Source organism: Sphingomonas sp. S-NIH.Pt3_0716 (genome assembly GCF_003950715.1).
Classification (GTDB): domain Bacteria; phylum Pseudomonadota; class Alphaproteobacteria; order Sphingomonadales; family Sphingomonadaceae; genus Sphingobium; species Sphingobium yanoikuyae_A.
Genome location: NZ_QLJK01000001.1, coordinates 118,536 through 137,824 on the forward strand (window position 1 = coordinate 118,536; position 19,289 = coordinate 137,824).

Annotated in this window: 21 protein-coding genes; 2 read left to right on the forward strand and 19 right to left on the reverse strand. The window is 65.3% G+C overall.

What is annotated here, in order from left to right:
* Window positions 1-14 precede the first annotated feature (14 nt).
* On the forward strand, window positions 15-407 hold the full coding sequence (locus BRX37_RS00535) for a winged helix-turn-helix transcriptional regulator (RefSeq protein ID WP_125985142.1): 393 nt from the start codon (window positions 15-17) through the stop codon (window positions 405-407).
* On the opposite strand, the gene BRX37_RS00540 is transcribed toward BRX37_RS00535, so the two are convergent.
* The 10 genes from BRX37_RS00540 to truB all read right to left on the reverse strand — a co-directional run bounded on the left by BRX37_RS00540 (window position 404) and on the right by truB (window position 12,040).
* Window positions 404-1,432 (reverse strand): acyltransferase family protein, encoded by a 1,029-nt coding sequence (locus tag BRX37_RS00540; protein WP_125985143.1) that lies wholly within the window; start codon window positions 1,430-1,432, stop codon window positions 404-406. The genes BRX37_RS00535 and BRX37_RS00540 overlap by 4 nt on opposite strands.
* A 77-nt stretch (window positions 1,433-1,509) precedes the next feature.
* Window positions 1,510-1,827 (reverse strand): hypothetical protein, encoded by a 318-nt coding sequence (locus BRX37_RS00545; RefSeq protein ID WP_004211293.1) that lies wholly within the window; start codon window positions 1,825-1,827, stop codon window positions 1,510-1,512.
* A gap of 114 nt (window positions 1,828-1,941) precedes the next feature.
* Window positions 1,942-4,053, reverse strand: coding sequence for an NAD-dependent DNA ligase LigA (gene ligA / locus BRX37_RS00550; RefSeq protein ID WP_125985144.1), 2,112 nt, complete (start codon window positions 4,051-4,053; stop codon window positions 1,942-1,944).
* Between the two features lie 21 nt (window positions 4,054-4,074).
* Complete coding sequence (locus BRX37_RS00555) at window positions 4,075-4,449, reverse strand: putative quinol monooxygenase (protein ID WP_037511323.1); 375 nt, start codon at window positions 4,447-4,449, stop codon at window positions 4,075-4,077.
* A 141-nt stretch (window positions 4,450-4,590) separates the two neighbouring features.
* Window positions 4,591-6,252, reverse strand: a complete 1,662-nt coding sequence (gene recN, locus BRX37_RS00560; RefSeq protein WP_125985145.1) for a DNA repair protein RecN — start codon at window positions 6,250-6,252, stop codon at window positions 4,591-4,593.
* Between the two features lie 52 nt (window positions 6,253-6,304).
* Complete coding sequence (locus BRX37_RS00565; protein WP_037492082.1) at window positions 6,305-7,093, reverse strand: outer membrane protein assembly factor BamD; 789 nt, start codon at window positions 7,091-7,093, stop codon at window positions 6,305-6,307.
* Between the two features lie 67 nt (window positions 7,094-7,160).
* The gene (locus BRX37_RS00570; RefSeq protein ID WP_125985146.1) at window positions 7,161-8,180 is read right to left on the reverse strand and encodes a sensor histidine kinase; all 1,020 of its coding nucleotides are present in this window, start codon (window positions 8,178-8,180) and stop codon (window positions 7,161-7,163) included.
* 146 nt (window positions 8,181-8,326) lie between these two features.
* Window positions 8,327-10,642, reverse strand: coding sequence for a polyribonucleotide nucleotidyltransferase (gene pnp, locus BRX37_RS00575; protein WP_125985147.1), 2,316 nt, complete (start codon window positions 10,640-10,642; stop codon window positions 8,327-8,329).
* Window positions 10,643-10,844: 202 nt separating this feature from the next.
* On the reverse strand, window positions 10,845-11,114 hold the full coding sequence (rpsO, locus tag BRX37_RS00580; RefSeq protein WP_010337408.1) for a 30S ribosomal protein S15: 270 nt from the start codon (window positions 11,112-11,114) through the stop codon (window positions 10,845-10,847).
* Window positions 11,115-11,131: 17 nt separating this feature from the next.
* Window positions 11,132-12,040, reverse strand: coding sequence for a tRNA pseudouridine(55) synthase TruB (truB, locus tag BRX37_RS00585; protein WP_125985148.1), 909 nt, complete (start codon window positions 12,038-12,040; stop codon window positions 11,132-11,134).
* Window positions 12,041-12,102: 62 nt separating this feature from the next.
* Here truB and BRX37_RS00590 point away from each other — a divergent pair, with 62 nt between their 5' ends.
* Window positions 12,103-12,798, forward strand: a complete 696-nt coding sequence (locus tag BRX37_RS00590; RefSeq protein ID WP_037491156.1) for an HAD family hydrolase — start codon at window positions 12,103-12,105, stop codon at window positions 12,796-12,798.
* Window positions 12,799-12,801: 3 nt separating this feature from the next.
* Here the strand turns inward: BRX37_RS00590 and BRX37_RS00595 are convergent, their stop codons facing one another.
* From BRX37_RS00595 to infB, 9 genes are all read right to left on the reverse strand, one after another.
* Window positions 12,802-13,344 (reverse strand): GNAT family N-acetyltransferase, encoded by a 543-nt coding sequence (locus BRX37_RS00595; RefSeq protein ID WP_125985149.1) that lies wholly within the window; start codon window positions 13,342-13,344, stop codon window positions 12,802-12,804.
* 5 nt (window positions 13,345-13,349) lie between these two features.
* Window positions 13,350-13,928 carry a thymidine kinase gene (locus tag BRX37_RS00600; protein ID WP_004211282.1) on the reverse strand — a complete coding sequence of 193 codons (579 nt, stop codon included), beginning with the start codon at window positions 13,926-13,928 and terminating at the stop codon, window positions 13,350-13,352.
* A gap of 9 nt (window positions 13,929-13,937) precedes the next feature.
* Window positions 13,938-14,834, reverse strand: coding sequence for an alpha/beta hydrolase family protein (locus BRX37_RS00605; protein ID WP_125985150.1), 897 nt, complete (start codon window positions 14,832-14,834; stop codon window positions 13,938-13,940).
* A 23-nt stretch (window positions 14,835-14,857) separates the two neighbouring features.
* Window positions 14,858-15,223, reverse strand: a complete 366-nt coding sequence (locus BRX37_RS00610) for a type II toxin-antitoxin system VapC family toxin (RefSeq protein ID WP_318276543.1) — start codon at window positions 15,221-15,223, stop codon at window positions 14,858-14,860.
* Between the two features lie 23 nt (window positions 15,224-15,246).
* Window positions 15,247-15,516: an AbrB/MazE/SpoVT family DNA-binding domain-containing protein gene (locus tag BRX37_RS00615; RefSeq protein WP_125985152.1), complete on the reverse strand. Its 270-nt coding sequence runs from the start codon at window positions 15,514-15,516 to the stop codon at window positions 15,247-15,249.
* Window positions 15,517-15,547: 31 nt separating this feature from the next.
* Window positions 15,548-15,949, reverse strand: a complete 402-nt coding sequence (gene rbfA / locus BRX37_RS00620; RefSeq protein WP_048939454.1) for a 30S ribosome-binding factor RbfA — start codon at window positions 15,947-15,949, stop codon at window positions 15,548-15,550.
* A gap of 2 nt (window positions 15,950-15,951) precedes the next feature.
* Complete coding sequence (locus tag BRX37_RS00625; protein ID WP_125985153.1) at window positions 15,952-16,326, reverse strand: helix-turn-helix domain-containing protein; 375 nt, start codon at window positions 16,324-16,326, stop codon at window positions 15,952-15,954.
* On the reverse strand, window positions 16,323-16,574 hold the full coding sequence (locus tag BRX37_RS00630) for a type II toxin-antitoxin system RelE family toxin (protein WP_125985154.1): 252 nt from the start codon (window positions 16,572-16,574) through the stop codon (window positions 16,323-16,325). Before BRX37_RS00630 ends, BRX37_RS00625 begins: the two co-directional genes overlap by 4 nt.
* A 79-nt stretch (window positions 16,575-16,653) precedes the next feature.
* Entirely contained in the window at window positions 16,654-19,281 is a 2,628-nt protein-coding gene (gene infB / locus BRX37_RS00635) for a translation initiation factor IF-2 (protein ID WP_125985155.1), read from the reverse strand.
* Window positions 19,282-19,289 lie beyond the last annotated feature (8 nt).

Here is a 19,289-nt window from a genome sequence, read left to right on the forward strand (position 1 = left end):
GGATACCGCCTGCCATGACTGCGCCCACGCCCCTGCCCCGGATCGGCGACGCCTATGATCCCGATTGTCCGACCCGCCATGTGCTGGACCGGATCGGCGACAAATGGGCGGTGCTGGTGATGCTGACATTGAAGGACGGGCCGGTGCGGTTCAACGATCTGCGCCGGCGGATCGGCGCGATCTCGCAGAAGATGCTGTCGCAGACATTGAAAAGCCTGGAGCGCGACGGGCTGGTGAGCCGCGCGGCCTATCCCACGGTGCCGGTGACGGTGGAATATCGGCTGACCGAGATGGCGCAGGGGCTGATCGGCATATTGGACCAGATCACCCGCTGGGCCGAGGGCCATGTCGGCGCGATCATGGACGCGCGCCGGGCGCATGACGCGCGCGAGGTCGAGGCCGCCTAACCGGCCTGGGTGGCGCGCTGGCCCTGTGATGCGGTGCGGTCGCGCCACCAGCGGTTGATGCGGCGGGCGGCGGGACGCTCGACGCCATAGGTGAGCGCGCTTGCCAGCAACAGCGAGGCCGCGGTTGCCAGCAGCAGGCCGATCCAGGTCGACAGGCCGGCGCGGTCGACCAGGTTCATGATCGCCAGCCCGGCATTATGATGGATGAGGTAGAGCGCATAGCTGATCGCGCCCAGCCAGAGCAGCAGCCGATGGCGCAGGAAGGGCAGCCAGCCGCGCAGCATCGCGGCAAAGATCGCCATCACCAGCAGCGCCGCGACCAGATATTCGCGCGTATCGGCCCAGGCGATCGTTGCCAGCGCCGCCACGAAGAAGGGCGCCTGCTGGCCCCAGCGACGATGGCCCGACCAGATGCGGTAGAAGAGCATGCCGATGATGAAGAAGGGGATATAGTCGAGTACCAGCAGCATGACGAGGCGGCTGGGCATCGCGTGCCAGCCGGCGATCGCGGCCTTGATCGCGAGCCAGCCGAGCAGCAGCCATTCGAGCCGGGCAAAGCCGCGCCCCATCCAGATCGCCAGCATGCAGCAATAGAAGGCGAGTTCGACGCCCAGCGTCCAGTAGACGCCGTCGACCGCAGGCAGATAGAAATAGCCCTGCAGCATCGTCATGTTGACCGGGATCACCCAGGCGGGCGGCAGCAGCTGGCCAGCGCCGAGCAGCAGGACGATGCCGATCGAGAGCGCCATTGCCGCCCAATAGACCGGGAAAAGCCGGGCGAAGCGCTTGACCGCGAAATCGGCGGCGCTGCGCGTCCCTTCCAGCGAGAAGGCGATGACGAAGCCGGAAATGGCGAAGAAGAGCAGCACGCCATAGCCGCCATGTTCGAACAAGGGCGGCAGGCGATGCCCTTGCGGGAAGAGCTTGGGATAGATGTTGAAATAATGGAAGAGCAGCACGGAAAAGGCCGCGATGCCACGCAGCGCGTCCAGTTCCTGCAATCGCGTCCGACCCTGCCCCATCATCCCCCTGCCCTACGCCCCCACGCGATAAGATTGGGTAAATTTGCGTGAACGATAGCGCCCGCGCCGGGGCGCCGGCATCAATTGCCGTCGGCGTCGACCATGAACTGCATCGGCTTGCCGCGCGATTCCGGTTCCCAGCCGGCCGCCAGCGCCGCGCGCACGCCGCGCGCGACGATGGCGTCGTTGATCTGGAGCCGGCCGCGGGCCAGTCCTTTGAGCAGGCGCTTGGGCGGCGGAAATTCCAGCACCGCGCCGCGCTGCGTCCCCTGCTGCTGCAGGGCGACGGTCATGCCGCGCCAGCCATCCGCATCGCTCCATTGCGGTTCGCGCCGCACTTCCCAATCATAATGCGCGCCATCGACCAGGACGGTGCCACTGTTGTTGCTGTTTGACATGATGATCGCCCTATAGAGCATAATCCATTCATTCTGAATGGATTATGCTCTACTTTCCTTTTATTTTCCGCATTTTCCGAGCCAGCAGATGATACCATCTGCTTCGAAAATGCTCTAGCCTGCCGCCCTGACGATGTCAGCCCAGTCTTGTTCGCTGATCACCTCGATGCCGAGCGCGGTCGCCTGCTTGAGCTTCGATCCCGCGCCGGGACCGGCGACAACCAGGTCGGTCTTGGCGCTGACCGATCCCGCCGCCTTGGCACCCAGGCGCTCTGCTTGCGCCTTGGCCTCGTCGCGGCTCATGGTTTCGAGCTTGCCGGTGAAGACGACGATCTTGCCGGTAACGGCGCTGGCGGTGGTCTCGACGACATAATCGGGCGGCGACACTTCGCTTAGCAGATCGTTCCATGCCTCGACATTATGGGGTTCGTGGAAGAAATCGGCGAGCGCATGGCCGACGGCGGCGCCGACATTCTCGACCCCGATATGCTCGGCGATCGCCTTGTCCTTCTTGGCCTGCGTCTCATAGTCCTGATCGCGCAGGGCGATGATCTCGTCCGCCAGGGTGCGCAGCGCGGGAAGCGTGGTGTAGCGTTTCAGCAGATCGCGCGCGGTGACGGCGCCGATATGGCGGATGCCAAGGCCGAACAGCAGCTTGGCGGCGTCTGGCGCGCGCTTCGCCTCGATCGCGGCGAGCAGATTGTCGACCGACTTTTCCTTCCAGCCCTCACGCCCCAGCAATTCGCCGGCATGGGTGCGCAGGCGGAAAATGTCGGCCGGCTCCTTGATCCAGCCAAGATCGAGAAATTCCTCGATCGTCTTTTCGCCCAGCCCCTCGATATCGAGCGCGGCGCGGCTGACGAAATGGCGCAGCCGCTCGAACCGCTGGGCGGCGCAGATCAGGCCGCCGGTGCAGCGATAATCTACTTCCCCCTCCTCGCGCACCGCTTCCGATCCGCAGACCGGGCAGTGGGTGGGGAAGGGAAAGGGTTCACGCACCTCGTCGCGGGTGAGATTGTCGACCACCTGCGGGATGACGTCGCCGGCGCGCTGGACGACGACGCGGTCGCCCGGCCGCACGCCCAGCCGTTCGATCTCGTCGGCATTGTGGAGCGTGACATTGGAAACGACGACGCCGCCGACCGTCACCGGGGTCAGGCGGCCTACTGGGGTCAGCTTGCCGGTGCGGCCGACCTGGATGTCGATCGCCTCCAGCGTGGTCTGGGCGCGTTCGGCCGGGAATTTATGGGCGATCGCCCAGCGCGGCGCCTTGGCCACGAAGCCGAGCCGCTGCTGCCAGTCGAGCCGGTCGACCTTGTAAACGACGCCGTCAATGTCGAAGGGCAGGTCGGCCCGCGCGCGCTCGATCGCGCGATAATGGGCCAGAATCGCGTCGATGCTATCGACGCAGACCAGCATGTCGGACACCGGCAGGCCCCAGCTCGCGATGGCCTGCATCACGCCCAACTGGGTGTCGGCGGGCAGCGCGCTATGGGCGCCCCAGCCATGGGCCAGGAAACGTAAGGGGCGGCTGGCGGTGACGCTGGCGTCCTTCTGGCGCAGCGATCCGGCGGCCGCGTTGCGCGGATTGGCGAACTGGCGCGCCTTGTCGGCATCCTCCGCCTCGTCCAGCAGCCGCTGGTTGAGCGCGACGAAATCCGCCTTGGCCATATAGACCTCGCCCCGTATCTCGAACAGGTCGGGGATGGCTTCGCCGGTCAGCCGCTCAGGGATGTCGGCGATGGTGCGGACATTGGCGGTGACATCCTCGCCCGTGGTGCCGTCGCCACGGGTCGCGGCCAGCACCAATTCGCCCTGCTCATAGCGTAGCGAACAGGACAGGCCATCGATCTTCGGTTCGGCGGTCATCGCCACCGGCGCATCCTCGGCCAGCGCCAGGAAGCGGCGGACGCGGGCGGCGAACTCGGCGATATCCTCGTCGGCAAAGCCATTGTCGAGGCTCATCATGCGGACCGCGTGCGGCACCTTCTTCAGTGCCGAGGTGGCGGCAGCGCCGACCTGCGCATTGGGCGAGTCGGCGCGGATCAAATGCGGGAAGGCCGCTTCGAGCGCGTTGTTCTCGCGGATCAGCGCGTCATAGTCCGCGTCGCTGATCTCCGGCGCGTCCTGGTCATGATAGAGGCGGTTATGCTTCGCCACCTCCCTGGCAAGGCGCATCAGGCGGTTGGCGGCTTCGGCTTCGGTAAGGCTGGCGGGATCGGTCATGGGGATGCCTTAACGCCCACTTCAGATTCCCGCCACCGGCACGGTTTCAAAATGCTGGGGAAAGCCGGCGATGATCGGGCGCGCCTTGGCGATGGCAGCGCGGACGGCGGGGAGTTTCAGCGAGGCGGCGTGGCTTTCGCGGCTGTCCCAGACCTCGGTGATCCAGAGCGCGTCGGGATTGGCGGTGTCGAGCGCGACGACATAGGAGAGGCAGCCGGGCATCGCGCCGATCGCATCCTTGAGATAACCGACCAGTTCGTCGCGCTTGCCCGGCGTGCTGAGCATCTGGCCGATCAGGCCGTAGCGCGGCTTTGCCTCCTGCGCAGCGGCGGGGATGGCCGTTGCGGCCAGCGTCGCGGCGGTGAGGCCGAGCATGTCTCTGCGATTATGGGTCATGCGGCTATCCTATCCCCTCCGTTCGTCCTGAGCGAAGTCGAAGGACGCGCCGAGCGGAGCGAGGCGCCTTCGCTTCGCTCAGGTGAAGGCTTCGACTTCGCTCAGCCCGAACGGTATGTGAAACGCGCGAATTGGCAAGCCTCAAGCTTCCAGCAGCCGTTCCGCCTGTGCGCGGGCTTCAGCGGTGATTTCCGCGCCGGAGAGCATGCGGGCGATTTCCTCGCGGCGTTCGCCATCGCTCAGCGCATGGACGCCGGTGCGCGTCACCGTGCCGTCGCTCGATTTCGCGATCAGCATATGGCCGGCGCCGCGCGCCGCGACCTGCGGGCTGTGGGTGACGACCAGGATCTGGTTGCTCTGTGCCAGGCGCGACAGGCGCTCGCCGATCGCATCGGCCACCGCGCCGCCGACGCCCCGGTCAATCTCGTCGAAGATCAGCGTGTCGGCCCCGCCCCGCTCCGCCAGCGCAACCTTGAGCGCGAGGATGAAGCGGGACAGTTCCCCGCCCGAGGCGATCTTGGCGAGCGGCGCGAAGGGGGCACCGGGATTGGTCGAAATCTCGAACTCGACCCGGTCCATGCCGGCGCCGCTCCATTGCCCTTCTTCGAGCGGGGCTACGACGGTGCGGAAGCGGGCGGCGTCGAGCTTCAGCGGCGCCAGTTCGCCCGCGACCGCCGCATCGAGCCGGCCTGCGGCGAGTTGGCGTTCGGCCGACAGCGCCTGGGCAGCGGCGCGATAGGTTGCGGCCTTTTGCGCGACATCGGCTTCGAGCGCGGCGATATGCTCCTCCCCACCCTCGATCGCGGCGAGGCGCGCAGCCATCTCGTCACGCAGCGCGGCGAGATCGTCGGGCGCGACCTGATGCTTGCGGGCCAGGCCACGCAGGTCGAACAGCCGGGTCTCGATCGCGTCCAGCCGGGCGGGATCGAAGCTCAGCGCCTCGGCGGCTTCCGCGAGCTTGTCCTCCGCCTCGCCCGCTTCGATCACGGCGCGGTCCAGCGCCTCCAGCACGGCGGAGAGCGGTTCATATTCGCCCGCGATCCGGTCAAGCCGGCGGGCCGCCTGCCGCAACTGGGCGAGGCCGCCATCCGAGCCGGTCAGGCAATCGGTGACGGCGGACAGGTCATCGGACAGGCGCGCGCCCTTCTGCATGGTCGCGCGCTCCTCCGCCAGGGTCGCTTCCTCGCCGGCCTCGGGCGCGAATTTCGACAGTTCGGCGACGGCATGGTCGAGATAGTCGCGGTCGCGCGCGGCATTGGCGACAGTGTCGCGCGCCTGCGCCAGATCGGTGGCGGCGGCGCGCCAGGCGGCATGAGCGGTGGCGACCGCCTCCGCCTCGCAACGGCCATAGGTGTCGAGCAGGGCGCGGTGGCCGCGGGCGTTGAGCAGGCCGCGATCGTCATGCTGGCCGTGGATCTCGACCAGCGCGCCGCCCAGATCGCGCAGCAGCGCGGCAGAACAGGCCTGGTCGTTGATGAAGGCGCGGCTGCCGCCGTCGGCCTTGACCGTGCGGCGGATCAGCAGCGGTTCACCCGGATCGATCTCGATGCCATTGTCGGCCAGCAGCAGCGCGGCGCGATGGCCGGCGGGCGGCGGATCGAAGCTGGCGGTGACGCTGGCCTGCGCCTCCCCTGCCCGGACGAGGCCGCTGTCGGCGCGGGCGCCGAGCGCCAGCCCCAGCGAATCGAGCAAGATCGACTTGCCCGCGCCGGTTTCACCGGTGAGGACGGACAGGCCGGCGCCGAACTCCAGGTCCAGCGCCTCGATCAGCACGACATTGCGGATGGCAAGCGAGGTCAGCATGGCGCCTGTCTACCTGCCATCGCACAAAAGGGGAACAAATAAAGCGTGCGCCTCAGCTCTTGACCGGATGCTGCTGCATCAGCTTGTAGCTGCGCTCATACCATTTGGTGCCGGGATAGTTGCGGCCCAGCACGGCGGCGGCCTTCTGCGCTTCGGCCGGAATGCCGAGCGAGAGATAGGATTCGACCAGACGCTCCAGCGCTTCGGGCGTGTGGGTGGTGGTCTGGAACTTGTCGATCACGGTGCGGAAGCGCAGCGTGGCGGCGAGCCACTGGCCCCGGCGCTGGTAGAAGCGGCCCAGCTCCATTTCCTTGCCGGCGAGGTGGTCATTCACCAGGTCGACCTTCAGACGGGCGTCGGCGGCATAACGGGTGTCGGGATAGCGGCGGATCAGTTCGCCCAGCGCATCCATCGCCTGCTGCGTGATCTTCTGGTCGCGGGTAACGTCGGCAATCTGCTCATAATAGCACAGCGCGATCAGATAATAAGCGTAGGGCGCGTCCTTGTTGCCGGTGTGGATCGACAGGAAGCGCTGCGAGGCCGCGATCGATTCCGGATAGTCGCGGTTCATATAATAGCTGAACGCCGACATGAGCTGCGCGCGGCGCGCCCAGGGCGAATAGGGATGCTGGCGCTCGACCTCATCGAACAGCGCGGCGGCGAGCTTGTACTGGCCGCGATCGAGGCGGGCCTTGCCGCTGTTGTAGAGGGTCGACACGTCGCGGGCGACGTAGAGGGTGTCGGCCTTGTTCTTCGATGTGGAGCAGCCGGTCAGCACAGGCGAGGCGATCAGGACCAGAGTGGTGGCCGCGCCGATGCGCGTCAGGGTTTTCGTCAGCATGCGCCGGGTCATAGCCGAGCGGATCGCCGTCGCCAAGCGCCAGAATGTTGCAGAACGTTAAGCCGTGTCAGCGCGTCTGGTGCGGCAGGTCGAGGCAGGCCATGGCGCCGCCATCCGGCGCGGGTTCCAGCCGGAAGCGGCCGCCAAGCTGCTGCGCCAGCGCGACGGCGATGCGCAGGCCGATGCTGGTCGGCCCGTCGGGCATGGTCCCGTCCGGCAGGCCGCGCCCGTCGTCGACGATGCGCAGGTGAAGCGCGCCGTCCGCCTGCTGCTCCAGCGTCACCGCGACGCGGCCGGCGCGATCGGGCAGGCCATGTTCGATCGCATTGCTGACCGATTCCGCCACGATCAGCGCCAGCGGCACGATGACATCGGGTTCGAGCGACAGGCCATCGGGCGCGCAGATGGTGCAATCGATATCGGTGCGGCCCGACGCATCGACGATATCGGCGCAGAGCATGACCATGAAGCCACGCAGATCCTGTCCCTGCCCCGATGGATCATAGAGGGCGCGGCTGATCTTGCCGATCAGGGCGAGGCGGGCGGCCGCATCGTCCAGCGCGCGACGGGCGACATCATTGTCGATCTGGCGCCGCTGAAGCGAGAGCATGGCGGCCACTACCTGAAGATTGTTCGACACGCGGTGCTGGAGTTCGCGGAACAATAATTCGCGATTCTCGGCCAGAGCGCGGCTGCGCTCCCGCTCCACGGCCAGGTTGAAATTGGCGCGCTGCATGAAGTGGATGAGCAATATGTCGACGGCCACGACCATCGTGTAGAAGATCAGCGCCATGGCGACGCCGGGATTGAAGGCCAGCGCATAGAAGGGCGGGATGAAGCAATACCAGGACAGCAGCCCGCCGATGACGGCGGCGAAGATGCCCGGCCGCACCCCGAACAGGAAGGAGGAGAGGATGACCGCCGGGAAGAAGGTGACGAAGGGATAGCCGACCGGCAGCAGCGTTTCCGCTGCGACACGCGCAAGCCAAGCGAGCAGGCAGAGCAGCAGGCTCAGCGCATAGCCATAGACCGGTCTTGGAAGCACGAGCGGCAGGCGCTCGACAAACCGCTCATTGCTGCGTTGCATGGACATTCCCCCGGAACCGTGACGCGACCGTATCAGATGTCGCCCCCCGCGCCTTGATCGAAATCAGCCCTGACGGGATTCGTCACGAAAAAGGGCGCCCGGCCAAGCCGGACGCCCCATTTTCCTGTCAGCGATGATGCTGCCGATCAGTCCTGGGTCAGGAAGTCGGGCAGGCCGGCGTTGGAGCCGTCATCGTCGCCCTTGCCTTCGCTGCGCGGGCCACGGTCGCGGCGCGGGCCACGATCGCCACCACGACCGCCACGGTCGCCGCCGTCACGGCGCGGGCCGCGACCACGATCGCCGCGATCACCACGATCGCCGCGCGGTTCACGCGGTTCGCGGGCCGGACGGGTGTCTTCCAGTTCCTCGCCGGTTTCCTGGTCGACGACGCGCATCGACAGGCGAACCTTGCCGCGCGGATCGATCTCGAGAACCTTGACCTTCACTTCCTGGCCTTCCGACACGACGTCGGTCGGCTTTTCGACGCGCTCATTCTTCATTTCGCTGACGTGGACGAGGCCGTCCTTGCCACCCATGAAGTTCACGAACGCACCGAAGTCGACGATGTTGACGACCTTGCCGGTGTAGATCTTGCCGACTTCCGCTTCCTCGACGATGCCCAGAATCCACTTCTTGGCAGCTTCGATCTGGGCGGTGTCGGACGACGAAATCTTGATGATGCCTTCGTCGTCGATGTCGACCTTGGCGCCGGTTTCGGCGACGATCTCGCGGATGACCTTGCCGCCGGTGCCGATGACGTCACGGATCTTCGACTTGTCGATCTGGATCGTCTCGATGCGCGGGGCGTGCGCCGACAGTTCGGTGCGGGTCGAGGACAGGGCCTTGTTCATCTCACCCAGGATGTGGGCGCGACCTTCCTTGGCCTGGCGCAGCGCGGTCTCGAAGATTTCCTGCGTGATGCCGGCAACCTTGATGTCCATCTGCATGGTGGTGATGCCGGCTTCCGTGCCAGCGACCTTGAAGTCCATGTCGCCGAGGTGATCTTCATCACCCAGAATGTCCGAGATGACGGCGAAGTCGCTGCCTTCCAGGATCAGACCCATGGCGATGCCCGACACCGGACGCTTGAGCGGAACGCCCGCGTCCATCATCGAGAGCGAACCACCGCAGACGGTGGCCATCGACGAGGAACCGTTCGACTCGGTGATGTCCGAGAGAACGCGGATGGTGTAGGGGAATTCGTCCTTGGTCGGCAGCACCGGGTGCAGCGCACGCCAGGCGAGCTTGCCATGGCCGACTTCACGACGACCCGGCGCACCGAAGCGGCCCACTTCACCGACCGAATAGGGCGGGAAGTTGTAGTGCAGCATGAAGTTTTCATAGTGCAGGCCGGTCAGGCCGTCGATCATCTGCTCGGCGTCCTTGGTGCCCAGCGTGGTGGTGCAGATCGCCTGCGTCTCGCCACGGGTGAACAGGGCCGAACCATGGGTGCGCGGCAGGAAGCCGACCATCGCCTCGATCGGACGGATCTGGGTGGTGGTGCGGCCGTCGATGCGCTGGCCGTCCTTCAGGATGGCGCCACGCACGATCTCGGCTTCCAGCTTCTTGGTCAGCTTGATGCCGGCCATCACGGTCTGGGCGTCGAGGCCGTCTTCCGTGAACATCGCCTTCGCCTTGGCGCGGGCTTCGTTCAGGGCGTTCGAGCGGGCCGACTTGTCGGTCAGCTTGTAGGCGGCGGCGATGTCGCCACCGATCAGATCCTTGAGCTTGCTCTTCAGCGCGCCGAGATCGTCGCCCTTGGCCATTTCCCACGGATCCTTGGCGGCCTTTTCGGCCAGCTGGATGATCGCGTCGACGACCTTCTTGCTCGCTTCATGGGCGAACAGGACGGCGCCAAGCATGACGTCTTCCGACAGTTCCTTGGCTTCGGATTCGACCATCATCACGGCGTTGCTGGTGGCAGCGACGACCAGGTCGAGTTCGCCGGTCTTCACTTCGTCCAGCGACGGGTTCAGCTGATATTCGCCATCCTTGTAACCGACGCGGGCAGCGCCGATCGGGCCCATGAAGGGCACGCCCGACAGGGTCAGGGCAGCGGAAGCAGCGATCATCGCGACGATGTCGGGCTCGCTCTCGCCATCGAACGACATCACCTGGGCGATGACGTTGATTTCGTTGTAGAAGCCTTCGGGGAAGAGCGGACGGATCGGACGATCGATCAGGCGCGAAACCAGGGTTTCCTTCTCGGTGGCGCCACGCTCACGCTTGAAGAAGCCACCCGGAATGCGGCCGGCGGCCGAATATTTTTCCTGATAGTGAACGGTCAGCGGGAAGAAGTCCTGGCCATCCTTCACCGACTTGGCGGCGGTCACGGCGCACAGCACCACGGTTTCGCCATAGGTTGCCAGCACGGCGGCGTCGGCCTGACGCGCGATCCGGCCGGTTTCGAGGGTCAGCGTCTTGCCGGCCAGCTCGATCGAAACTTTCTTTACATCGAACATATATGTTCCTTTGCCCACCTGGCCCTATTGCCGGGCGGGGCCTCATATGCGGACGAAACCGGTCCGCGGCGGTTGTGGAGCATCGTGTGGCCCCTGAAACGAAACGGGGCGCCGGATTGCGCCCGTCCCGAATGACATCCCCAAAAGGACGTCCGTTAGAATCGGAAACGGCCCCGAATGGGGCCGTCCCTTATTAGCAGGCTTACTTGCGCAGGCCCAGCTTGGTGATGAGGTCGGTGTAGCGAGCCGCATCCTTCTTCTTCAGATAGTCCAGCAGCGAACGACGCTTGTTGACCAGCATCAGCAGGCCGCGACGGCTGTGGTTATCCTTGTGGTGACCCTTGAAATGCTCGGTCAGGTTCGAGATGCGCTCCGACAGGATCGCAACCTGGACTTCCGGCGAACCGGTGTCGCCTTCGACGCGGGCATGTTCCTTGATCAGCGCTTCCTTGCGCTCTGCAGTGATCGACATCGGGCTTCCTTTCGTATCTAGAGATTGAAGCCGCGCACCACCCGGATTTCCGGGCCACTGGACTCCACCAGCGCGACGGGCGTATCGCCCAACATCGCCAGCAGGAGACCGGTGTGCGGTTTCCCCATGAGCATCTTCCCCTGTCGGAGTGCCAATGCTTCATCGGGAGAGACTGCAAGAGCCGGGATATCGTCCAGCCCTGCCGTCAACGGGAGCATAAGCTCGCCGATGTCGCCGCCCCTAGCAGCTTCGTCCAGTTTGTCCAGCGAAATCGCGGTTTCCAGGGTGAAGGGCCCGGCCTTGATCCGCCTCAACATGGTGACATGGCCGACCGTGCCGAGCGCCAGCGCGATGTCGCGGGCAAGGGAGCGGATATAGGTGCCCTTGGAGACATGGGCACGCAGGGTGACGGAGGCGAGCGCGCCCTCCTCCTGTTCCTGCCCCGCGATCGCCAGCGCATGGATCGTCACCGATCGCGTCTTCATCTCCACTTCCTCCCCCTTGCGGGCGAGGTCATAGGCGCGCTGGCCGTCGATCAGGATCGCGCTATAGGCCGGCGGCGCCTGTTCGATGGGGCCGGTGAAGCGCGGCAGCACCGCCTCCAGCTGCGCCAGCGTCGGGCGCACATCGCTTTGCGCGATGACCTTCCCCTCCAGATCGAGCGTATCGGTCTGCGCGCCAAAGGCGATGGTGAAGTCGTAGATCTTGTCGCTGTCGAGCATCCGGCCGGCGAGCTTGGTCGCCTCGCCGATCGCGATCGGCAGCACCCCGGTCGCCAGCGGATCGAGCGTGCCGCCATGGCCGACCTTCCATTTCTCCGTGCCGCCCAGGACCTCGCGCTGGGTCCGCAGCGCGCGCTTCACTGCGCTGACCGCCTGGGTCGAGCCAAGGCCATGGGGTTTGTCGAGGATAAGCCAACCGTGCATGGCGGCGGGCCTTATATGTCCCGCCTTGGCGTGTCAGCCTTTAATGCGCTATTCCCGCCCCCATGACGATCAAGCTCATCTGCCTCGATGCCGACGATACGCTGTGGCACAATATGCGCCATTTCAACGCGACCCAAGACGCGCTGACCGACATGTTGCAGCCCTTTGCCGATGTCGATGTGACGCGCGAACGACTGATCGCCTGCGAGATCCGCAACCTGCCGCTCTATGGCTATGGCGCCAAGGGCTTTACCCTGTCGATGATCGAGGCGGCGGTGGAGCTGGCCGGCGATCAACTGTCGACCGCAATGATCCAGGACATATTGGCGGCGGGCCGCGCGCTGCTGGCCCATCCGGTCGAGCTGTTCGACGGGGTGGAAGAGACGCTGGAGCGACTGGCGGACATCGGCCCGCTGGTGCTGGTGACCAAGGGCGACCTGCTGCACCAGGAAAGCAAGCTGGCGGCGTCGGGCCTGGGCGACCTGTTTTCCGGGATCGAGATCGTCAGCGACAAGAAGGTCGACACCTTCCGCACCCTGTTCGCCCGCCATGGCATCGCCCCCGAACAGGCGGTGATGGCCGGCGATTCGATGCGGTCGGACATATTGCCGGCGCTGGAGGCCGGGGCGTGGGCAGCATTCATCCCGCAGGAGGGCGCCTGGTCGCATGAGCGGGCGCAGCCGCCGATCGGCGCGGCCCGCTATACCCAGCTGGAACGATTGGGCGAACTGCCCGACTGGATTGCCGGCATCAACTGAAGTTCAGGCGGCGCGGGCAGCCCATTCGTCGGCGAGGATCGAATAGATCACCGTGTCGCGGACATGACCGGTCCAGGTGATGCGCTGCTTGCGCAGCACGCCCTCGCGCACGGCGCCCAGCTTCTCCACCGCCTTTTGCGAGCGGATGTTGCGGGCGTCGACCCGAAGTTCGATGCGATGGAAACCGCAGGCCAGCGCCCGGCCGATCAGCAAGGGCTTGATCCGGCTATTGAGACCGGTGCCGCGGGTGGCCGGCGTCATATAGGTGAGGCCGATTTCCAGCGCATTGTCGGCGGGATGGACATTGAGGTAGCCCGACATGCCGACCGGCTGGCCATCCGCCAAGATCAGGAAGGCATTGCGGTCTGCGCTGGTCAGCGTCGCGTCGAAGGCGGCATCGAAATCCGGTCCAGCAAAGCGCACGGGATAAATCTCCCAGACCGGATCGTCGACCGGGCAGATGGCGCGCAGCGCTTCGCGATGATGCTCGGCCAGTTGCTCCAGATGGAGGCCGGGCGCGTCGATCGGCGCCAGCAAATCGTCCATCCGGCTCATCCGCGCATCTGCTCGACAAAATGGCGACGGCACAGCGCGACATAACGGTCATTGCCGCCAATCTCGGTCTGGGCGCCCTGGCGGATCGCGCGGCCCGATGCATCGACGCGCAGGTTCATCGTCGCCTTGCGGCCACAGTCGCAAACCGTCTTGATCTCGGTCAGCGCGTCGGCCAGGCCCAGCAGATGGGCGCTGCCCTCGAACAATTCCCCCTGGAAATCGGTGCGCAGGCCGTAGCAGAGAACGGGAATGCCGAGGCTGTCGCTGACGGCGGCGAGTTGCCAGACCTGATCGCGGGTCAGGAACTGCGCCTCGTCCACCAGCACGCAGGACAGTGGCGTCGCGTCATGCTGGGCAGCGATGGCGGCCAGCATGTCGACGCCCGGCTCGAACAGATGCGCCTGTGCCTCCAGCCCGATCCGCGAGGCGATCCGGCCATGGCCGAAGCGATCGTCGACCGCCGCCGTCCACAGCATCGTCGCCATGCCGCGCTCCTGATAGTTGAAGCTCGATTGCAGCAGGGTCGTCGATTTGCCCGCATTCATCGAGCTATAGTAGAAATAGAGCTTCGCCATGGCCGCGCTTTAGCGCAGCGTGGGCGCAACGCCAGCCAGGAAACGCACCAGCGCATCGGCGAGCGCGATCCGCTTGTCGGAGAAACTGTGATCGGTCGGCCAGACCATCAGGCGGGTGTTGGGATTGGCCGACTGGGCGTCCGCCCCGACCTTGCGCGCCATCGCGCCAATCCCCCGGTCCGCGCCGATGATGGTCAGCGGCCGGCGGCCATAGCCGACCAGCTTGCGGCCAAGGTCGAACTTCTGCGCATCGCCCTTGATCTCGGCGGTCAGGCTTTCATAGCTGGCGCCCGACAGCGGCGGCAGGTCGCCCGCCACCTCCGCCTTCCAGCCCGCCTCGCCCTGTGGCGTCGCCAGCGACGCGACGGTCTGGGCCGGATCCCAGGGATCGATCAGGAACAGCCCGGCGACGCGCGGTTCTGCGGCCGCCGCCTCCGCCGCCATGAAGCCGCCCATGCTGTGCCCGGCGACCACGATCGCGCTGGTGTCGATACGATATTTGGCGACGGTCGACGCTTCCTCCAGGAACAGCAGCGCGTTGAACGCATCTTCCGCCGCGTTGGTGAAGGAGAAGATGCCGGGGCTGCCCCATGATCCGCGATAATGGAGGGTCAGGACATTCCAGCCGGCGCGGCGCGCGGCCTGGGCCAGATCCAGTTTCTGCTCATTCCCCGGAAAGCCGTGGAGCAGCAGCAGGGTCGGATGCACGCCGCTGCCCGAAGCGACATACATGACCGCATTCATCGCCCCCTCGCCCGAGGGAATGACGAACGCGTCCATCCGCGCCGGGTTGGCGGCGTCGGGCGCCGGATCGGTAGTGACAGCGGGATGGATGGCGGGTTCACGGGCGATGGCGGGCGTAGCCGCACAGGACAGAAGCGCACAGGACAGCCAGAAAGCCCGCATGATAATTCCCCGTTCTTGAATTCTTATGCCAAGGTAATGACGGCAACGGGCGGGGAATCCCCTGCCCGTTTTTCGATCCGCTGGTCGAATGTCACAAAGGCATCCGCGTCGCCAGCCATGGACAGATGCATCATGTCGGCAAAGTCTGCGCCCGCAGCGAAGCGATCCAGCACCCAATCCATATTGGCAGGCAATCCGATCGCTTCGGGCAGGTCGATGACGTCCCGGAATGCGGCTTCGATCCGTTCGCGCGGCCAACTATAGCCGGCACGCAATACCCATTCGGTTTCGACAGCGACGGTCGGAAGCAACACGAATCCCAGGCTGATCCGGTCCGCCGCCACCGCCGCCTGCGCAAGATCGTCCCCGGTCAGGAACCGCACCAGCACATTCGTGTCGATGGCTGCTACCATCAATCCTTCCGGTCTCGAAACATCTGCGCGACAGCCTCGTCCATCTCCTCGACGGAAACCGGCGGGCCTTGATGCTGGTAGCGCGCCCTGATCCCGACCATGATCTCGTCAAAGCTGCGGCCGGACTTCTTGTGCTGGGGCTTCAACAATATGCCGCCGCCCATCGGCACGACATCCAGCACCTGCCCCGGCGCAAGACCCAGCTGATCGCGGACATCCTTGGGGATGACGACCTGGCCTTTGGCCGACAGGGTGGTCTTGGCGTTCATGGCGGTAAGATGCGTCTTACCGCGCCATGAGTCAATCTTCGCTCTCATCCTGCTCCAGGTCGCGGGCAACCTTGGGATCGCGGAGCAGCTTGTCGATATGGCTGCCCTCGTCGAAGCTTTCGTCCGACAGGAATTTGAGCTTCGCCGCATATTTGAGGCGGATGCGGTGCGCGACTTCGCGCTGGAGATAGGCGGTGTTGGTGCGCAGCGCCTTGAGCACCGCTTCCTCATCCTTGCCGAGCAGCGATTTGATGAAGACGGTGGCGTGGCGCAGGTCGGGCGACATGCGCACTTCGGTGACGCTGACCACATGCTGGCTCAGCACATCGTCATGCACGTCACCGCGCTGGAGAATGTCGGAAAGGACATGGCGCACCTGTTCGCCGACGCGCAGCAGGCGGACAGAGGGGCCTTCGGATTGTTGTTGAGCCATAGTCAGACCTTAAAAAACATATCGTCGAGCGAAACATTCAACTCCATGGCCAGCTTGCGCCAGAGTTCCACATTCGCGCTTCTCTTATTGCGTTCTACATTACTGAGATGGGCATGTGTCGAGCCCACCCGTTCCGCCAAAACTTTCAGCGTTAAGCCCCGATGTTTTCGCCATGCGCGTAAAGGGCTTTCCCCGGCCATCATTCCATCGACCACTTTCGCGGGAAGATATTCCTCGCCCTCATCGCGGCGCGCCTCAGCCTCTGCAGCTGCTACCGTGTCAGCCTTATCCTCCGCGATCTCGACAAGCCGTTGATAATCCTCAATCGGCAGCATCGCGATCTTCTGGCCCGCGATCTCGACAATTTGAACGGTCATGGGTTCACCTCATAAGCCGATCCGCGCGGCGCTATATCGTCAATCCACAGAATATCCTGATCGAGACGGAAAATCACGCGCCAGTCCTGAACCCGCAACCGATATTCAGGACGCCCCTGCAGGCGTTTGACATTGGCATCAAGCGATGCGGGATCGCTCGCCAACTCGTCAATCTTCTGCCGAATAAGCGTTCGTTTGTTCGATCGCAGCAGCGCTCTCATCGCCGTCTTCGAGAAGCGGATATCCACATCCGCAAATTATAGGCACGACAAAGGCCGGTCAAGAAATTTAGCTCACAGCTAAATTCCTCGACCGGCCTTCTGTAACTCACAGCGTGCGTGCGCGCTCTTCGACTTCGAACAGTTCGAGCGTGTCGCCCGGCTTGATGTCGTTGGTGTCCTGCAGGACCGCACCGCACTCCATGCCGGCGCGGACTTCGGAGACATCGTCCTTGAAGCGACGCAGCGACGCGATGTTGGTGCGCGACACGATGACATCGTCGCGGGTGAGGCGCGCGGCCAGACCCTTGCGGATGATGCCGTCGAGCACGAGCAGACCGGCGGCCTTGTCCTTCTTGCCGGCCGGGAAGACCTGCAGCACCTCGGCGCGGCCGACGATCGTCTCGATCCGTTCGGGGGCGAGCTGGCCAGCCATTTCGCCGCGAACTTCCTCAAGCAGGTCGTAGATCACGTCATAGTAACGCAGGCTGATCTTCTCGCGTTCGGCGAGCTGACGGGCCTTGGCGTTGGGACGGACGTTGAAGCCGATCAGCGGCGCGCGGCTGGCAGCGGCCAGCGTGACGTCGCTTTCGGTGATCGCGCCGACACCCGAATGCAGGATGCGGACCTTGATCTCGTCGGTCGAGATACGGTTGAGCGAGGACACGATCGCTTCGACCGAACCCTGCACGTCGCCCTTCACCACCACCGGATATTCGATGACCTTGGTGTTCAGCGCCGAGAACATATGCTCGAAGCTGGTCGGGGCAGCCGTGGTGCGCTTCTTGGTCGCCTGTTCCTGACGATAGGCAGCGACTTCGCGGGCGCGGGCCTCATTCTCGACGACGGTGAGCTGGTCACCGGCCATCGGCACGCCCGACAGACCCAGAACCTCGACCGGGGTCGAGGGACCAGCGACCTTAACCTGCTGGCCCTTGTCGTTGATCATCGCGCGGACCTTGCCGCTTTCCGAACCGATGACGAAGGTGTCGCCGATCTTCAGCGTGCCCTTGCGGACCAGCACGGTCGCAACCGCACCACGGCCCTTGTCGAGCTGTGCCTCGATCACATTGCCTTCAGCGTCGCGATCGGGGTTGGCGGTCAGTTCCATGACCTCGGCCTGGAGCAGGATCTTGGTGATCAGTTCGTCAAGGCCGGTCTTCTTGAGCGCCGACACTTCCACGTCCTGGACGTCACCGCCCATGTCCTCGACCACGATTTCCTCGCTCAGCAGGCGCTCACGCACCTTCTGCGGGTTGGCGTCGGGCTTGTCGCACTTGTTGATCGCGACGATCATCGGCACGCCAGCAGCCTTGGTGTGGTTGATGGCTTCGATCGTCTGCGGCATCAGGCCGTCATCGGCCGCCACCACGAGGATGACGATGTCGGTGACGTTCGCGCCACGGGCACGCATTTCCGAGAAGGCTTCGTGACCCGGCGTGTCGAGGAAGGTGATGAGATCACCGCTCTTCGTCTTCACCTGATAGGCGCCGATATGCTGGGTGATGCCGCCGCTTTCGCCGGCCACCACGTCGGTGCCGCGCAGCGCGTCGAGCAGCGAGGTCTTGCCATGATCGACATGGCCCATGATCGTGACGACGGGCGCACGGGGCTTGAGCGTTTCGGGTGCGTCAGCCTCGCCTTCCATGCCGATTTCAACGTCGGCATCCGACACGCGCTGGATGCGGTGGCCGAATTCCTCGACCAGCAGCTCCGCCGTATCCTGATCGATCGGCTGGTTGAGCGTGACGGCGGTGCCCATCTTGAACAGGGCCTTGACCAGGTCCGCGCCCTTTTCGGCCATACGGTTGGCCAGTTCCTGCACGGTGATGCTTTCGGGCACCACGACGTCGCGGCTCTGCTTCTCGCGCGGCTGGCTGCCGCCCGAATAATGGGCACGACGTTCCTTCTCGCGCGCACGCTTGAGCGCGGCGAGGCTGCGGGCACGGGCGCTGTCGTCGTCCGCAAGCGCGCGGGTGACGGTCAGCTTGCCGGACTGGCGGCGATTGTCATCGTTGCGCTTGGCACGATCGGGCTTCGCCGGTTCGGGGCGCTTGACCGGCGCGACCGGGGTGAAGCGGCGCGGCGGCGGCATGGTCGAGCTGGTGGTGGCCGGTGCGGCGGGCGCAGCCGGGGCGGCAGCGGCAGGCTCGGCTGCAGCAGCCGGCGCGGCCGGGGCCTCGACCGGCGCAGCCGGCTTGGCGGCTTCGGCGACCTTGGCCTGCTCGGCGGCTTCGGCAGCCTTGGCGGCCTCGACCTCGGCATTTTCGGCAGCTTGGCGATTTTCCTCGGCGCGGCGCTTTTCTTCCTCGCTGGCGGCAAGGCGCGCAGCATCCTCACGGCGGCGCGCATCTTCCAGCGCGGCCATGCGGGCTTCCTCGGCCTCGCGCAGCAGCTTGGCCTGCAGTTCCTGACGCGACATCAGGCTCTGCGGCGGCGCCTGGCGCACGGGGGCGGGCTGCGGCGCGCGCTGCTGCGGCGCAGGCGCGGCGGGACGGGGTGCGGCCGGCGCTGCGGGCGCGGCCGGCGTCGGATCAGCCTGGGGCGCAGCAGCGGGCGCAGCGCCGGTGCTTTCACCCGGCTTGCCCATGGGGACGCGGCGCCGCTTCACCTCAACCACGACCGTGTTCTTGCGGCCATGGCTGAACTGCTGCTGCACCTGACCGGACTCGACCGTGCGCTTGATCCCCAGCGGCTTGCGGCCCAGAACCGGCTTGTCTTCGTTGCTGTCACTCATCGACTATG

Bases quoted from the DNA above. Each gene is read 5' to 3' on its own strand.
- BRX37_RS00535 (WP_125985142.1), top strand. From the start codon at position 15: ATGACTGCGCCCACGCCCCTGCCCCGGATCGGCGACGCCTATGATCCC.
- BRX37_RS00540 (WP_125985143.1), bottom strand. From the start codon at position 1,432: ATGATGGGGCAGGGTCGGACGCGATTGCAGGAACTGGACGCGCTGCGT.
- BRX37_RS00545 (WP_004211293.1), bottom strand. From the start codon at position 1,827: ATGTCAAACAGCAACAACAGTGGCACCGTCCTGGTCGATGGCGCGCAT.
- ligA (WP_125985144.1), bottom strand. From the start codon at position 4,053: ATGACCGATCCCGCCAGCCTTACCGAAGCCGAAGCCGCCAACCGCCTG.
- BRX37_RS00555 (WP_037511323.1), bottom strand. From the start codon at position 4,449: ATGACCCATAATCGCAGAGACATGCTCGGCCTCACCGCCGCGACGCTG.
- recN (WP_125985145.1), bottom strand. From the start codon at position 6,252: ATGCTGACCTCGCTTGCCATCCGCAATGTCGTGCTGATCGAGGCGCTG.
- BRX37_RS00565 (WP_037492082.1), bottom strand. From the start codon at position 7,093: ATGCTGACGAAAACCCTGACGCGCATCGGCGCGGCCACCACTCTGGTC.
- BRX37_RS00570 (WP_125985146.1), bottom strand. From the start codon at position 8,180: ATGCAACGCAGCAATGAGCGGTTTGTCGAGCGCCTGCCGCTCGTGCTT.
- pnp (WP_125985147.1), bottom strand. From the start codon at position 10,642: ATGTTCGATGTAAAGAAAGTTTCGATCGAGCTGGCCGGCAAGACGCTG.
- rpsO (WP_010337408.1), bottom strand. From the start codon at position 11,114: ATGTCGATCACTGCAGAGCGCAAGGAAGCGCTGATCAAGGAACATGCC.
- truB (WP_125985148.1), bottom strand. From the start codon at position 12,040: ATGCACGGTTGGCTTATCCTCGACAAACCCCATGGCCTTGGCTCGACC.
- BRX37_RS00590 (WP_037491156.1), top strand. From the start codon at position 12,103: ATGACGATCAAGCTCATCTGCCTCGATGCCGACGATACGCTGTGGCAC.
- BRX37_RS00595 (WP_125985149.1), bottom strand. From the start codon at position 13,344: ATGGACGATTTGCTGGCGCCGATCGACGCGCCCGGCCTCCATCTGGAG.
- BRX37_RS00600 (WP_004211282.1), bottom strand. From the start codon at position 13,928: ATGGCGAAGCTCTATTTCTACTATAGCTCGATGAATGCGGGCAAATCG.
- BRX37_RS00605 (WP_125985150.1), bottom strand. From the start codon at position 14,834: ATGCGGGCTTTCTGGCTGTCCTGTGCGCTTCTGTCCTGTGCGGCTACG.
- BRX37_RS00615 (WP_125985152.1), bottom strand. From the start codon at position 15,516: ATGAACGCCAAGACCACCCTGTCGGCCAAAGGCCAGGTCGTCATCCCC.
- rbfA (WP_048939454.1), bottom strand. From the start codon at position 15,949: ATGGCTCAACAACAATCCGAAGGCCCCTCTGTCCGCCTGCTGCGCGTC.
- BRX37_RS00625 (WP_125985153.1), bottom strand. From the start codon at position 16,326: ATGACCGTTCAAATTGTCGAGATCGCGGGCCAGAAGATCGCGATGCTG.
- infB (WP_125985155.1), bottom strand. From the start codon at position 19,281: ATGAGTGACAGCAACGAAGACAAGCCGGTTCTGGGCCGCAAGCCGCTG.